This window comes from Telluria sp. ZB2R32 (genome assembly GCF_059685715.1).
Window position 1 is genome coordinate 583221 of record NZ_JCASIG010000004.1, and the last position, 15227, is coordinate 598447.

Sequence of the window (15227 nt, forward strand, 5' to 3'; positions counted from 1 at the left end):
GCTCATAGCATGAGCAGATTGTTACAGCAGACGGACAGGGTATTCGCGGTGCTGATGCACCGTCTCGAGGCAATGGGTCCGCGCCAGCGCCTGCGTTACGGCGCGCTCGCCGCGCTGGCCCTGGTCGCCTTGCTGGCATTTCTGTACACCCGCACCACCGGCGTCGACGTCGACACCCAGAACCGCGTGATGTTCGACCTGCACGAACTGCAGCAGGTCGACGCCGAATGGGATACCAACCTGCTGCGCGCCCACATCGGCAGCAACGTCGCCGATGCGCGCCTGGCCGCGCCGCTGCCGCAGATCGACGAACTGAGCGCGCGCCTGGCCGAGGCGTTGCCGATGACACGCGGCAACGGTGCGCGCCATGCGCATGCGGCGTTGCTGGCCTCGCTGCGCACCAAGACCGAACTCGTGGCGCAGTTCCGCGCCCTCAATCCCCCATTGCGCGCGGCGCTGTTATCTCTGCCGCCGGCGCTGGCCGACCTGAAAACGGAACTCGGCGGCATCGAGGGCGCGCTGGCGCCGGGCCGGGTGGTGGTGCGGCTCGACGCGCTGCTCAACGATTTATTGGCCGATACGCTGCGCTACAACCTGGCCCCGAGCCCGGCGCTGGCCGCCCGCATCGAAGGTAACCTGGCGCAGATCGAAGACCAGAAAGACCGCTTTTCGCTGGCCGTGAACGAGCAGATTGAGGCATTGGCGCGCGACACCCGTACCATCCTCGCCAACCGCCCGCGCGAAAACGCGATCGAAGCGCGCATCGCCGCGCTCGACACGGGAGAGGCGATGGCGCGCCTGGGACGTGAACTCGACCGTTCGTTCCAGGCCGAGGTGCTCGAACGCCAGCGCTACCGTGGCTTCCTGTTCGGCTATTCGATCCTGCTGCTGGCTTTACTGGCCTACGCTGGCTGGCGCCTGCGCCGCAGCTACCGCATCATCAACGACGTCAATCGCCGCTTGAGTGCCGCGAACGACACCCTGGAACACCGCGTCGCCGAACGCACCGCCGAGCTGGAAGCGCAGTCGGTCAAACTGGCGCGCCTGGCCCAGCACGACAGCCTGACCGGCCTGGTCAACTACGGCCAGCTGACGCGCCTGCTGGAGCTGGCGCTGGTGCGCGCGGCGCGGCGCGACAGCGTAGTGGTAACCATGTTCATCGACCTCGACGGTTTTAAAGGCGTGAACGACACCTGGGGCCACGCCACCGGCGACCTGGTGCTGCAACTGGTCGCGCGCCGCGTGCAAAAAGTGCTGCGCGCCGAAGACATCCTGGCGCGCCTGGGCGGCGACGAATTCGTCGTCATGCTCGAGGGCGTCGGTTCGTCCGACGGGGCGTTGCGCATTGCCCGCCTGGTGCTCGACCAGATCGAAGGCATCACCGAGGCCGACGGCAATCCAGTGTCGATCTCGGCCAGCATCGGCATCGCCAGTGCGCGCGGCCGCGCCGGCGCCGAGTGGGGCGCCGCCGCCTTGCTGGCCGACGCCGACAAGGCGATGTACGCAGCCAAGCAAGCCGGCAAGGGCACGTTTATTATCAGCCCGAATGCGCACTGGGCCGGCGATAGCGCGCCCAGCGTGTCCTGAACCGCCCAGCGCGAGAAAGTCATTGCCGCTACAATGACGCCATGGTGCAGCGCACAAAAACGGACCGATCCCATGCCTGACAATTCGATAAGCAACTGGTTTGCCAGCCTGGCCGGCACCAGCGCGCGGCCATCGGTGCTGGTCAAGGCATTGAGCAAGCGCGACCGCCGCCGCATGCTGAAGCATTTTCTGGCGCTGGACGACGCCGACCGCCTGCTGCGCTTCGGCACCGTGCTGCCGGACCCGCAAATCCACGCTTACGTCGACAAGATCGATTTCAAGCGCGACATCGTGTTCGGCGTCGTCAGCCGCGGTTTTCAACTGGTCGGCGTCGGCCATCTCGCCTTTGCGCCGCCGGAACCTGGACGCGCCGGCACCACGGCCAAGCAACGCGTCGCCGAATTTGGCGTGTCCGTCTCGAGGTCGGCGCGCGGGCAGGGCGTCGGTTCCCGTCTGTTCGAACGCGCGGCAATTCACTGCCGCAACAACGACATCGACACCCTGTACATGCAGTGTTTATCCAGCAACCGCACGATGATGCACATCGCCAAAAAGGCGGGCATGGAGATCAAGCGCGAGTATGGCGAAGCCGATGCCTATCTGCACCTGCCGCCGCCGAGCCCCGGCAGCGTGATGCGCGAAGCGCTGGAAGAGCAGTTTGCGGTGATCGATTACACCGTGAAAGCCAACGCTCGCGCGGCCGTAAAATGGTTTTTACCAAGAAAAAAAGAATAGACGTGTAAGGTGGGCGGGTTTCCCGCCCACCTTACAGGGCAGCGCATCGACCGCGGCAGGAGCAGCCCCGGAGATTAAATAATAATTACCGTCCCGATTCCCCGATCGGCAACGCCGTCGTTTCTTTAATCCGCTGCAACGCAAAACTCGATTTCACATCCAGCACCGACGGATGGCGCAATAAAGTCGCCATCATGAAGCGCGAGAAATGGTCCATGTCTTCCACGTGTACGCGCAGCAGGAAATCCATCTCTCCGGTCATCGCATAGCACGCCACCACTTCCGGCCAGGCCGCCACTGCCTGGGCGAACTCGAAGCGGGGAGAGGTCGCCGGCACGCGCGAATTGGCCGGTCCTTCGCTGTGCTTTTCCAGGCGTACATTCACGTACGCCAATAGCCCAAGGCCGATCTTGTCCGGATCGACCAGCGCCACGTACTGGCGGATGACGCCGGCTTCTTCCAGGCGTTTAATACGGCGCAGGCAGGGCGACGGCGACAGGTTCACGCGCTCGGCCACATCCTGGTTCGACAGGCGGCCGTCGGCCTGCAAAATCTCCAGGATCTTGCGGTCCGTTTTGTCCAATTCTACCTTTGACATAAATTTCCCTTGTGCTGACCAGAGCCGCAATTTTATTGCGCAACTGGTGAGTTGGGGGGAATTGATTGGTATTTAATGCCGGACCCACAAGCGTATAGTGTCGCCAACCACGGAGGAGACATCTCCGTCGCCGCGCGAACAACAATAACAACGCGCGGCACACATGAAGGATGCATACCGCTGCGGAAAAACCGCAGCGGTCATGCACAACATAACGGAGACAATTCAATGAACGCACCCCTCGACCGTTCCCAGCTGCAGCCATCCCAGCCCGGATCACAGCCGACTCATGAGATCACGCTCGACGACAAGTGGACGCTCGAGCGCGGCCGCGCCTTCATGACCGGCACGCAGGCGCTCATCCGCCTGCCGATGCTGCAGCGCGAGCGCGACCTGCAGGCCGGCCTGAACACGGCCGGCTACATCACCGGTTACCGCGGCTCGCCCGTCACCGCCGTCGACCAGACTGCGATGAAGGCAAAAAAACACCTGGAAGCGCACCACGTCAAATTCCACCCGGGCATGAACGAAGACCTGGCGGCGACCGCCGTCTGGGGCACCCAGCAGACGAATCTGTACAAGGATGCGAACTACGACGGCGTGTTCGCCATGTGGTACGGCAAGGGTCCGGGCGTCGACCGTTGCGGCGACGTTTTTAAGCACGGTAACAACGCCGGCTCCGCCAAACACGGCGGCGTGCTGGTACTGGCCGGCGACGACCATGCAGCGAAATCCTCGTCGACCGCGCACCAGTCGGACCACATCCTGACCCACTGCGGCATTCCGGTGCTGTACCCATCGTCGGTGCAGGAATACATCGATTTCGGCTTGCACGCCTGGGCCATGAGCCGTTATACCGGCCTGTGGGTGTCAATGAAATGCGTCACCGACATCATCGAATCGGGCGCCGTGGTCGACCTCGACCCGGACCGTGTGCAAATTAACCTCCCGACCGACTTCGAGCTGCCGGAAGGCGGCCTGAACATCCGCTGGCCGGACGCCGTGCTCGACCAGGAAGTCCGGATGAGCAACTTCAAGTGGTACGCAGCGCTGGCCTACGCGCGTGCCAACAAGCTCAACAAGATCGTCTGGGACAGCCCGCAGCCGAAGATCGGCATCATCACTGCCGGCAAGAGCTATGTCGACACGCGCCAGGCGCTGGCCGACCTCGGCATCGACGAACAGGCGGCGCGCGACATCGGCCTGCGCCTGTATAAAGTCGGCATGACCTGGCCGCTCGAATCCGAAGGCGTGCACGAGTTCGCGCGCGGCCTCGACGAGATCCTCGTGGTCGAGGAAAAGCGCCAGGTGATGGAATACGCGCTGAAAGAAGAACTGTACAACCTGCCCGACAGCGAGCGTCCGCGCGTAGTCGGCAAGTTCGACGACACCGGCGAGTGGCACAACAAAAACCGCACCGGCCACGGCGACTGGCTGCTGCCGGCGACCTACGAACTGAACCCGGCGCAGATCGCGCGCGCCATCGCCAGCCGCATCTCGCACTACTGCGCCGGCCATCCTGTCGCCGAGCGTGTGAAAGAGCGCATCGCCTTCCTCGAAGCGAAAGAGCTGGTGCTCAAGAATATTCCAGCCAAGGCCAATCCGGACACCGACCGCATTCCGTATTTCTGCTCGGGCTGCCCGCACAACAGTTCGACCAAGGTGCCGGAAGGCTCGCGCGCCATGGCCGGCATCGGCTGCCACTACATGGTGCTGTGGATGGACCGCGAGACGTCGACGTTCACGCACATGGGCGCCGAAGGCACGACCTGGATCGGCCAGGCGCCGTTCACCAGCGAAAAGCACGTGTTCGTGAACCTGGGTGACGGCACCTATTTCCACTCCGGTATCCTGGCGATCCGCGCGGCGGTGGCCGCCAAGGTGAACATCACCTACAAGATTCTGTACAACGACGCGGTCGCCATGACCGGCGGCCAGAACGTCGACGGTCCGCTCGACCCGGGCATGATCAGCCGCCAGATCGCCGCCGAAGGCGTGGGCCCGATCATGGTCGTCACCGACGAGCCGGAAAAATACCCGAGCGACTACGCCTGGGCGCCGGGTGTCACCGTGCATCACCGTTCCGAGCTGATGGACGTGCAAAAAGCGCTGCGCGAACTGCCGGGCGTGACCGCCGTCATCTACGACCAGACCTGTGCGTCGGAAAAACGCCGCCGCCGCAAAAAAGGGGAATTCCCCGACCCCGCCAAACGCGCCGTCATCAACGAGGCCGTCTGCGAAGGCTGCGGCGACTGCTCGGTGCAGTCGAATTGCCTGTCGGTCGAGCCGCTGGAAACGGAGCTGGGACGCAAGCGCCAGATCAACCAGTCCTCGTGCAACAAGGATTTCTCGTGCGTCTCCGGCTTCTGCCCATCGTTCGTGACGGTGGAAGGCGGCGGCCTGAAAAAGCCGAAGAAGGCATCGGTCGCCACCGATAACGCGCCGCCCGTCCTGCCTGCGCCGGCGATTCCGGCGATCGACAGCCCGTTCGGCATCCTGATTGCCGGCGTCGGCGGTACCGGCGTCGTCACCGTCGGCCAGATCCTGGCCGTCGCCGCCCACGTCGAGGGTAAAGGAGCGATCGTGCTCGACCAGAGTGGCCTGGCCCAGAAGGGGGGACCTGTGATGTCGCACGTGCGCCTGGCGCAGAACCAGGCCGATTTGCACTCGACCCGCGTCGGCACCGGCAGCGCCGACCTCGTGATCGGCTGCGACCAGATCGTTGCCGCCAGCCGCGATGCGCTCTCGCGCATGGGCGAAGGCCGCACCTGGGCCGCCGTCAACGGCACCGGTTCCACCACCGCCGCGTTCGTGAAAAATCCGGAATGGCAATTCCCGGCCGAAGGCTCGCGCGCCGCCATCCAGCTCGCCTGCGGCACGGAGAATGTCGACTTCGTCGACGCCGGCCAGATGGCGACCACGCTGATGGGCGACGCGATTGCGACCAACATGTTCATGCTCGGCTACGCCTTCCAGAAGGGCCGCGTGCCACTGACCGAAGCGTCGCTGATGCGTGCGATCGAACTGAATGGCGTCTCGGTGCCGTTCAACAAGGCCGCCTTCAACTGGGGCCGCAGCGCCGCGCACGACCTGGCGGCAGTGAAAAAGCTGACGACGCCGGCCAAGGTGGTCGAATTCAAGCGCGCCCAGACCCTCGACGAGCTGGTCAACCGCCGCATGGAACTCTTGACCGCTTACCAGAACGCCGGCTATGCAGCCCAGTACAAGGCCTTCGTCGACCAGGTGCGTGCCGAAGAAGCGAAGCTCGGTAAAACGACGCGCCTGACCGAAGCCGTGGCCCGCTATTTCTATAAACTGATGGCCTACAAGGACGAGTACGAAGTGGCGCGCCTGCACACCGATCCGGCCTTCAAGGAAAAGATCGCGAATATGTTCGAAGGCGACATCAAAGTGAAATACCACCTGGCGCCGCCACTGCTGGCCAAGCACGACAAGGAAGGCCGCGCGATCAAGCAGGAATACGGTCCATGGATGTTGAAAGCCTTTGGCGTGATGGCGAAACTGAAGGGCTTGCGCGGCACGCCGTTCGACGTGTTCGGCTACACGGCCGAGCGCAAGACCGAGCGCGCCCTGATCGGCCAGTACCGTGACACCGTGGCGGCGCTGCTGCCGAAGCTGTCGAGCGAGAACCTGGCGCAAGCCGTGGCGATCGCCAGCATTCCGGAAGACATCCGCGGTTACGGTCACGTGAAGGAACGCCACCTGAAAGCGGCCAAGGCCAAGGAAGCCCAGCTGTTGTCGGCGTTTAACCAACCGGCAGGTCTCAACCACGCAGCCTGATCGTCGTTTCGCATTGCCTTTAGCGCCAGGCCCAGCTCTCAGCTGGTCCTGGCGTTGTTGTTTCACGGCACTAAAAACCGGTTTTTCAAAAAAAGGGCGGGGTGGCAAACGGACTGCCTTCTCAAAGCGGCAGGCATGTCTTACTCTTTCCTTACGACCTTGTCTCCTAAACTATTTCCTATGAAATCGCCCACCTCCCCGCATGGCCGCCTGGCCACCCCGCTTCGCCTGATCGGCACCGGCCTGATCGCCGCGCTGACGCTTGCTGCCTGCGGTGGTGGCGGTGGGGGTTCCGTCGGCAGCATGACAGCACCGCAGGCCACCGACCCCAGCGCGGCCGAACCGGACGTCGCGACCCTGGGCGATGCCTTCAGCAACTACTGGAACCTGTGCGCCAAGCCGCGCAGCGGCATCGATCCATACACCGGCAAGGCCTATCCGGACAAGCAGGGCACCCTGCGCGACGAACTGACCTTCCTGCGCGCCTGGACCCACCAGAACTACCTCTGGTACAACGAAATCTCGACCAATATCAGGATGGCCGATTTCAGCAACCCGATCGACTATTTCAATCGCCTCAAAACGCCGGCCGTGACGGCATCGGGCACGCCCAAGGATCAGTTCCACTTCACCTACGATTCGGCCGACTGGGACAAGCGCACCAATTCGGGCATCGAGCTGGGCTACGGCATCACCTGGAGCAGCGCCGGCGCCACCGCGCCGCGCACCTGGAACGTCGCGATCGTCGAACCGGGCTCGCCGGCCGCCGCCGCCGGCCTGCGCCGCGGCGACCAGCTGACCGTGGTCGATGGGGTCGACTTCGTCAACGCCAGCGATGGCACGTCGGTCGACCGGATCAACGACGCGCTGTTCCCCGACACGCCGGGCGAATCGCACAGCTTCAGCCTGCGGCGCGGCGCCGAAAACATCGCCGTCACCATGCCGGCCCAGGACGTGACGGCGCTGTCGGTAAAGGGGACCAAGGTGATCGATAGCGCCGGCGGCAGGGTCGGCTACCTGAGCTTCGAGAACCACAATGCGGTTGCCGAGCGCCAGCTGATCGACGCTTTTACGACCCTGAAAAACGCCAACGTCGACGGCCTGGTGCTGGACATGCGCTACAACGGCGGTGGCCTGCTGAACGTGGCCGCCGAACTGGGCTACATGATTGCCGGCCCGGTGTCGACGGGCCAGGTGTTCGAGCGCCTGCAGTACAACGACAAGATCCCGGTCGACCCGAGCGACACCATCCGCTTCCCGGCGACCGCCTATGGCTTCAGCGCCGGCGCCGGCACGGTTGCCAGGGGCACGCCGCTGCCGACCCTGGGCCTGAACCGCGTCACGATCCTGACCACCGACGGCACCTGCTCGGCCAGCGAGGCGGTGATCAATGCGCTGCGCGGCATCGACGTCCAGGTCGACGTGATCGGCGCCCAGACCTGCGGCAAGCCCTACGGCTTCACCCCGGTACCGAACTGCGGCACCACGTATTTCTCGATCGAGTTCAAGGGCGTCAATGCCAAGGGTTTTGGCGACTACAGCGACGGCTTTGCCCCCACCTGCGCCGTGGCCGACGACCTGACGCGCGACCTGGGCGATCCGAACGAAGCGCTGCTGTCGACGGCGCTGAGCCACCGCGCCAGCGGCGTCTGCCCGGCGCAGGCCCGCACCTCGGCGCAGGCGATGGCGATCACGGCGCGTACTGCGGTTAAGCCGATGGGGGCGCAGATCGCGATTCATACCAGGGCGCGCTAGGAACGCTGCATTGCCGTAAGCCCGTAGCGTGGACGGGTCTCCCGTCCACGCATTCAGAAACGTAGGGTGGACTCCTGAGTCCACGCGTTACGTGCGTCTCTTGCATACATAACGCCGATCATTTGCAGCGGCTTTTCAATTCACCAGCACCGCCGCCAGCACCATCACCAGCCCCACCAGCGACACGCCCCACACCAGCGAGCGCAGCACCGGTACGCCGAACGCGTACAGCGGTAAATAAACCACGCGCGCAACCAGGTACAGCCAGCAGCCCCACAGCGTCACCGCGCTTTCCTCGTTCGCCACATGGGCGATCAGGACCGCGGCGGCGAACAGCGGCAGCGTTTCGAACAGGTTCGCTTGCGCCCGCTGCAGGCGCGCCGTGACGGGGCGCGGCGGCGGCGCCTCGCCGTCGCGCGCGCTCATGTTGTACTGCAGGCCGGTCTCCTGCGTGCGCAGCTGCGCCGTCAGCATGATCTGCACCAGCGCCAGCACCAGGGTCCAGGCCAGCAGCGTCAGTTCGGTCGTCATCGGTATTCCCCTCGCAAGTGTCAATACGGCCGAGCATAACAAAGCGCCGGACCGTAAAGCGCTCGTCTGCACGGGGCCAAACCCGACTATAATTTTCCGCTTTGCCGCCCCCTTCACCTGCCGGAGCTTCACCGATGATTCGTTCTGCATTACTGCTTGCGCTGCTTGCCGCCTCGCCTCTGTCCGCCCTCGCCAATGCGGCCGCTTCCAACCTGACCACGGTCTCGGAGCGCTCCGGCTTCCAGGCCACCGGCCGCTACGACGAAGTGATTCAACTGTGCGCAGCCTTCGCCAAGGCGTATCCGAAGGACGTCAAATGCATCGAGTTCGGACGCACGCCAGAAGACCGGCCGATGCTGGCGCTGGTCGCCACCCGCAGCGGCGCCTTTACGCCGCAGGCGGCCGCGAAGAAGGGCTTGCCGGTCACCCTGATCCAGGGCGGCATCCACGCCGGCGAAATCGACGGCAAGGACGCCGGCTTCCTGGCGCTGCGCGAGGTACTGGAAAACCGTCTCGCCAAGGGCGCCCTCGACAAGCAGGTGCTGCTGTTCGTCCCGGTGTTCAACGTCGACGGCCACGAGCGCTTCCAGCAGTGGAACCGCCCGAACCAGCGCGGCCCGGTCGAAATGGGCTGGCGCACCACCGCCCAGAATTTCAACCTGAACCGCGACTACGTAAAAGCCGACGCGCCCGAGATGCAGGCCATGCTGAACCTGGTGAACGCCTGGGATCCGCTGACCTATGTCGACCTGCACGTGACCGACGGCGCCAAGTTCCAGCACGATGTCTCGATCCAGGTCGAACCGGTGTATTCCGCCGATCCGGAATTCCGCAAGGCCGGCCTGGCGCTGCGCGCCAACGTCATCGCCGACATCGCCAGGCAGGGCTCCACGCCGCAGTCCTACTACATGTCGTTCGCCAGAACCGACGATCCGCAATCGGGCTTTATTGACGGCGTCTCCGACCCGCGCTTCTCGACCGGCTACTTCCCGCTGCGTAACCGCATGGCGATGCTGGTCGAGACCCATTCGTGGAAGGATTATCCGACCCGCGTGCGCATCACCCACAACAGCGTGATCTCGGTGCTGGAGCAGGTGGCGCAGCATGGCAAGGAGTGGCAGCTTGCTGCCGCCGCGGCCGACGCCCGCGCCGCGCGCCTGGCCGGCACCCCGGTGGCGCTGACCTATAAGACCACCGAGAAATCGACCATGGTCGATTTCAACGGCTATGCCTACACGCGCACGCCGTCCGACGTTTCCGGCATCCTGATGACGCGCTACGACGAGAGCAAGCCGCAAGTCTGGCGCGTGCCGCTGCGCGACGAGGTGGTGGCCGATCTGCAGGTGGCGGCCCCGCGCGCCGGCTACATCGTCCCCGCTGCGCATGCCGCCATGGTCGCGGCCAAGCTGACCCAGCACGGCGTCACTTTCCGCAAGCTCGACAAGCCGCTGGCGCGTTTCGCCGGCGAGACCTTCCGCGCCGACAAGGCGACTTTCGGCGCCAAATCGCTGGAATCGCACCAGCGCCTGACGGTGGAAGGCAGCTGGAAGAGCGAAGCGCGCGACGTCGGCCGCGGCGCCCTGTTCGTGCCGATCGCCCAGCCCAAGGCGCGCCTGGTAATGGCGCTGCTCGAGCCGCAGGCGCCGGATTCGCTGCTGGCCTGGGGCCTGTTCAACAATGCCTTCGAGCCAAAGGAATACATGGAAGAGTATGTCGCCGAAGACGTCGCGCGCGAGCAGATGGCGGCCGACCCGGCCGTGGCCGCCGAATTCAAGCGCCGCCTCGAAAGCGACCCGGCATTCGCGAAAAACCCCCACGCCCGCCTCGAATTCTTCGCCCGCCGCCATGCGTCGTGGGACGAGCGCTTGAATCTGTATCCGGTGCTGCGCGCGAACGTCGCGCCGTAATCGCCGGTACGTGGCGATAATGAAGCCACATGGCCGCAAACGGTGTTCCGCATGGGCTCGGAGAGCCCACCCTACGGTGCGCCGCTGTCTCGATTCATTGACGCGGCGCTGGCGTAACGTAGGGTGGGCACTTGTGCCCACGCGGTAGGCCGGTCTTTCAATCGCAACAATGACCCAAGCCGTTGACGCAGGTATCGCAGAACTTACGCCTCCAACAGCGCTCGTACCGCCCCCACATACCGCTCGCTCACCGGCACCTCGGCCCCGCAGCGCAGCCGCAGCAGATAACTCCCATCTCCCACCACGCTCAAGCCTGCGCTCTGCGTTCTGCGCACGATGACCCCGCGATGCACCCGGGTGAACTGCGCCGGATCGAGGTACTCTTCCAGGCGGCTCAGCGCCACCCGGTGCAGCGGCGACCCGGCCGCTGTATGCAGCGCCACATAATTCCCCTGCGCCTCGCACCAGAGGATGTCGGCCACCCGCACCTGGTCGATGCGCCCGACCGAGCGTACGCTGATCTGCGCGAGATAGGCCGGCCCTTCGGCATAGGCCTGCAGCGCGCGGCCGTAGGCGCCGCGCTGGCGTCCGGCCAGCAACAGCGTGGCCCGTTCGACCGCCTGTGCCAGGCGTGCATCGTCCAGGGGTTTGAGCAGGTAGTCGAGCGCGTGCACTTCGAAGGCGTCGATCGCGTAGGTGTTGTGGGCGGTGACGAACACCACCAGCGGCGGTTCGTCCAGGCGTCCGAGTTCGCGTGCCAGCAGCAGGCCCGATTCGCGCGGCATCTGGATGTCGAGGAAGAGCAGGTCGATGCGGCAGCCTGCCAGCCCCTCGCGTGCGCGCGCCGCGCTGTCGGCCTCGAAGGCGAGCCGCCAGCCGGGGTGCGCCTCCATCGCCAGGCGCAGGTTGTTGCGGCCCGGTTCTTCGTCGTCGACGATGGCGTAGTGAATGGGCGGATGCATGGTCAGTCGCGCAGCGCCAGCGGCAGGCTGATCTCGGCCAGGAAGTGGGAACCCTGCTGCTCGGTGCGCAGGGTAGCGCGCGGGTTGGCCAGGGCCAGGCGTGCGCGCGTATTCGCCAGGCCGAGGCCGGTGCCGGGATTGGGCGAACTGTAGGCACTGACCGGGTTCATCACGCGGATCAGGAGTGCGTCGGCGCTGCGCTCGAACGAGAGGCGGATGTCGCCGGCGCCGTCGTGGCAATCGAGGTCATGGCGCAGCGCGTTCTCGATCAGCGGCTGCAGCAGCAGGGGCGGGCATTCACCGCGCCGCACCCGCTCGTCGTCGCCGTCGATGCGGATGCGCAGGCGTTCGCCGTAGCGCAGGCGCTGCAAGGCGAGGTAGTCGCGGACGAAACCGAGTTCTTCGTCGATGGTCGCCTGTTCGCGCTGGGTGGCCGACAAGGCATAGCGCAGCAGGTCGGACAGGCGCCCGATGCCGGACAGCGCATCGGCCTTGTCGCCGGCGCGCACCAGGGCGCTGATGGCGTTCAAGGCATTGAAGATGAAATGCGGTTCGAGCTGGGCGCGCAGGGCCAGCATGCGCTGCTGTTCGAGGGCCAGGTGCAGGTTCAGGTTTTCGGCCTGGGCTTTGGTAAACGCTTCGCTGCGGGCGCGCGCTTCGCGGTGGTTGCCGATGGCGACCATGGCGATGAAGGTGCCGGTGGTCCAGGCCGTCTCGCTGAACCAGGTCATCTTGCCCATCTGCGTGAATTCGCGCCAGCCGCTGGCCAGGGTCAGCACCTCGCCGCGCAGCAGCACGTCGGCGCAGGCGAGGAACCACCATTCGAGCGGCAGGAACAGCAGCACGATGCCGGCATATACGCGCAGCGTCGTGCGGCGTTCGACGAACAGGGCGGGGCGCCGCACCAGCGCCAGGCTGAGCGCGCTGCTGAGGGCCATGACCGGGATGTGTCCGACCCACCATTCGCGCAGGATGAGGGCGTAGACCGCGTCGCGGCCGAGCTGGACGCGGTCGGCGTACACGCCGAGCGCGCCGGCGGCGCACAGCGCGGTCCAGAAGGCGACGTGGTGGGCGATGGTGCGGACGATCTTGCTGTGCTGTGGCGTCATGGTGCGCCGAGTATAGCAGCGCCGGCAGGGGCAAAAACGGCGGCCGGCAGCGTTCGTCACGCCCCGGCGGTATTTCGTCACACGGCTGGCGCCGTGCATGGCGCAAGCCCTAGAATCGCCGCTCCAGCCTACTGCCGCGCGTCCATGAATCGCCTGTCCCTGCTCCTGCTGCTGTCCCCGTTACCGTATGCCGCCGCGCAGGAGGCGCCGGCGCGGGTCGAGATCAAGGGCGCGGTCGATCGGCCCGATACGGCGGCCGCGAATAAAGTCGTCGGACGCGCCGAGATCGCCGCCTATGGCGACGGCAACCTGGCCGACGTGCTGAAACGCCAGGGCGGCATCTCGGTGGCCGGCAATGAAGTGCGCATGCGCGGCCTCGGCAGCGGCTATACGCAGATCCTGGTCGATGGCGAACCGGTGGCGCAGGGTTTTAGTATCGATGCGATCGCACCCGAACTGGTCGAGCGGATCGAGATTGCGCGCAGTCCGACGGCCGAGCGCAGTGCGCAGGCGGTCGCCGGCAGCATCAACATCGTGCTGCGCAAGCGCAGCGGCCCGCGGCGTGAAGACAAGCTCGCCAGCGGCTACCAGCGCGGGCAATGGAGCCCGTCGGCGTCGACGCAGGTGAGCGGCAAGCGCGGGAATGCGACCTGGTCGCTGGGGACGGCGTTCGAGCGCAGCATGCGCATCGACCGCGTGCTGACCGGCGAGACGCTGGCACAGGAAGCACAGGCGGGCGCCACGATCGAAGCGCGGCGTTTTACCGAGACCGGCCTTGCGGCTACCCGCCGCCTGAACCTGACGCCGCGCCTGAACTGGACGTTCGACAATGGCGACACCCTCGGCTGGACTGCCCTGCTTGGCCTGGTGCGCTCGCAGGGCGCCACGACCGCGGACGAAGCGACGCTGCGCGGACCGCCGACCGACTACCCCGCCAGCAGCGCCAGTATCGGTTCGCGCGTCGCCAACCTGCGCAGCGACCTGGCCTGGGCCCACCGGTTGACGGGTGCCGGCAAGCTGACCGTGAAAGGCGTATTCGATACCAGCCGGCGCCGCGGCGACTACCTGTTCCTCGGTACCCGCCCGGGCGGCGAGCCGGGACTGGCGCGGGCGGTGGCTTCCGGCGCGGACGAGCGCACCGCTGGCTTGAACGGCAAATACCTGGCGCCCCTTGGCGCTGCGCACAGCCTGGGCCTCGGCTGGGATGCCAGCCGCACCACGCGCGGCGAGCACCGCAACCAGTCCGATACCCTGGACGGCGTCGCCAACGCGGCGCTGCGCCTGCAGGACTACACGGCGCGGGTCGAGCGCCTGGCACTGTTTGCCCAGGACGAATGGACCATCTCGGATGCCTTCGAAGGCTATGCCGGCTTGCGCTGGGAGGGACTGCGCACCAAGACCGACGGCGCCGACTTGGCGCGCGTGGCCACCAGCAGCGGCGTGGCCAGCCCGATCCTGCAACTGCTGTGGAAGCTGCCGGCCAAAAACCAGTTGCGCCTGGCGCTGGCGCGCACCTATAAAGCGCCCTTGACCGGCAACCTGGTGCCGCGCCGCTATACCATCAACAACAACAACGGCCCGGCCAATCCCGACGCCGAGGGCAATCCGGACCTGCGCCCGGAACTGAGCTGGGGCCTGGACCTGGCCTGGGAGCGCCCGCTCGGCAAGGGCAGCACGGCCACGCTGTCGGGCTACGTAAAACGCGTGAGCGACGTGACGACCGAGCAGCTGTACCGCGACGGCGCCAGCTGGGTTGCGCGGCCGATCAACAATGGGGATGCCGACCTGGCCGGCATCGAGGCCGACCTGAAGTCGCCCGTGCAACTCGGCGCCATGGCCTTCGCGCTGCGTCTGAACGCGGCCCGCAACTGGTCACGGGTGCGCAACGTGCCCGCTCCCGACAATACCCTGGCCGAACAGGTGCCGTTCACGGCGAATGCCGGCATCGATTACCGCGGCGCCGGCTGGGACGCAGGCGCCAACCTGAATCTGCGCGGCAGCGCGCGCAGCCGCTCGAACGATGGCATCGCCACCTGGGCCGGCAGGCTGGCGCTGCTCGACCTGTACTGGACCCGCAAGCTGGACGCGCAGTGGCGCGTGCGCGTGAGCGCGGCCAATGCGCTGGGCCAGCTGCGGCGCGCCGGGACGGTGTACCGCGGGGCGGACGGCAGCACCGTCACGCGCGCGCTGGCCTGGGATGGTATGGCCAGCATGCGTCTCGGCCTCGAGCGCACTTTATAGG

The 15227-nt window shown here is 65.9% G+C and carries 10 protein-coding genes; 6 read left to right on the forward strand and 4 right to left on the reverse strand.

The features are described 5' to 3' along the window. The first annotated feature begins 9 nt into the window (after positions 1–9). Together AC56LG_RS15080 and AC56LG_RS15085 are read left to right on the forward strand one after the other, a co-directional pair. Complete coding sequence (locus AC56LG_RS15080) at positions 10–1587, forward strand: DAHL domain-containing protein (RefSeq protein WP_497166875.1); 1578 nt, start codon at positions 10–12, stop codon at positions 1585–1587. Between the two features lie 72 nt (positions 1588–1659). Next, entirely contained in the window at positions 1660–2322 is a 663-nt protein-coding gene (locus AC56LG_RS15085) for a GNAT family N-acetyltransferase (RefSeq protein ID WP_497166876.1), read from the forward strand. Positions 2323–2407: 85 nt separating this feature from the next. Here the strand turns inward: AC56LG_RS15085 and AC56LG_RS15090 are convergent, their stop codons facing one another. After that, positions 2408–2920 carry an Lrp/AsnC family transcriptional regulator gene (locus AC56LG_RS15090; RefSeq protein ID WP_192055140.1) on the reverse strand — a complete coding sequence of 171 codons (513 nt, stop codon included), beginning with the start codon at positions 2918–2920 and terminating at the stop codon, positions 2408–2410. Positions 2921–3148: 228 nt separating this feature from the next. Here AC56LG_RS15090 and AC56LG_RS15095 point away from each other — a divergent pair, with 228 nt between their 5' ends. Further along, positions 3149–6721 (forward strand): indolepyruvate ferredoxin oxidoreductase family protein, encoded by a 3573-nt coding sequence (locus AC56LG_RS15095; protein ID WP_497166877.1) that lies wholly within the window; start codon positions 3149–3151, stop codon positions 6719–6721. 180 nt (positions 6722–6901) lie between these two features. Continuing rightward, positions 6902–8476 carry a S41 family peptidase gene (locus AC56LG_RS15100; protein WP_497166878.1) on the forward strand — a complete coding sequence of 525 codons (1575 nt, stop codon included), beginning with the start codon at positions 6902–6904 and terminating at the stop codon, positions 8474–8476. Positions 8477–8611: 135 nt separating this feature from the next. Here AC56LG_RS15100 and AC56LG_RS15105 read toward each other — a convergent pair whose 3' ends face one another. Continuing rightward, entirely contained in the window at positions 8612–9007 is a 396-nt protein-coding gene (locus AC56LG_RS15105) for an MAPEG family protein (RefSeq protein WP_497166879.1), read from the reverse strand. Between the two features lie 134 nt (positions 9008–9141). Here AC56LG_RS15105 and AC56LG_RS15110 point away from each other — a divergent pair, with 134 nt between their 5' ends. After that, positions 9142–10914, forward strand: coding sequence for a M14 family metallopeptidase (locus tag AC56LG_RS15110; RefSeq protein ID WP_497166880.1), 1773 nt, complete (start codon positions 9142–9144; stop codon positions 10912–10914). Between the two features lie 203 nt (positions 10915–11117). Here the strand turns inward: AC56LG_RS15110 and AC56LG_RS15115 are convergent, their stop codons facing one another. Together AC56LG_RS15115 and AC56LG_RS15120 are read right to left on the reverse strand one after the other, a co-directional pair. Continuing rightward, on the reverse strand, positions 11118–11876 hold the full coding sequence (locus AC56LG_RS15115; protein ID WP_497166881.1) for a LytR/AlgR family response regulator transcription factor: 759 nt from the start codon (positions 11874–11876) through the stop codon (positions 11118–11120). Between the two features lie 2 nt (positions 11877–11878). Next, positions 11879–12985 (reverse strand): sensor histidine kinase, encoded by a 1107-nt coding sequence (locus AC56LG_RS15120; protein ID WP_497166882.1) that lies wholly within the window; start codon positions 12983–12985, stop codon positions 11879–11881. Positions 12986–13129: 144 nt separating this feature from the next. Between AC56LG_RS15120 and AC56LG_RS15125 the strand changes: the two genes are divergently transcribed. After that, a complete protein-coding gene (locus tag AC56LG_RS15125) occupies positions 13130–15226 on the forward strand; it encodes a TonB-dependent receptor plug domain-containing protein (RefSeq protein WP_497166883.1) in 2097 nt (698 codons plus the stop codon). The last annotated feature ends 1 nt before the right edge of the window (position 15227 follow it).

Bases quoted from the DNA above. Each gene is read 5' to 3' on its own strand.
- AC56LG_RS15080 (WP_497166875.1), top strand. From the start codon at position 10: ATGAGCAGATTGTTACAGCAGACGGACAGGGTATTCGCGGTGCTGATG.
- AC56LG_RS15085 (WP_497166876.1), top strand. From the start codon at position 1,660: ATGCCTGACAATTCGATAAGCAACTGGTTTGCCAGCCTGGCCGGCACC.
- AC56LG_RS15090 (WP_192055140.1), bottom strand. From the start codon at position 2,920: ATGTCAAAGGTAGAATTGGACAAAACGGACCGCAAGATCCTGGAGATT.
- AC56LG_RS15095 (WP_497166877.1), top strand. From the start codon at position 3,149: ATGAACGCACCCCTCGACCGTTCCCAGCTGCAGCCATCCCAGCCCGGA.
- AC56LG_RS15100 (WP_497166878.1), top strand. From the start codon at position 6,902: ATGAAATCGCCCACCTCCCCGCATGGCCGCCTGGCCACCCCGCTTCGC.
- AC56LG_RS15105 (WP_497166879.1), bottom strand. From the start codon at position 9,007: ATGACGACCGAACTGACGCTGCTGGCCTGGACCCTGGTGCTGGCGCTG.
- AC56LG_RS15110 (WP_497166880.1), top strand. From the start codon at position 9,142: ATGATTCGTTCTGCATTACTGCTTGCGCTGCTTGCCGCCTCGCCTCTG.
- AC56LG_RS15115 (WP_497166881.1), bottom strand. From the start codon at position 11,876: ATGCATCCGCCCATTCACTACGCCATCGTCGACGACGAAGAACCGGGC.
- AC56LG_RS15120 (WP_497166882.1), bottom strand. From the start codon at position 12,985: ATGACGCCACAGCACAGCAAGATCGTCCGCACCATCGCCCACCACGTC.
- AC56LG_RS15125 (WP_497166883.1), top strand. From the start codon at position 13,130: ATGAATCGCCTGTCCCTGCTCCTGCTGCTGTCCCCGTTACCGTATGCC.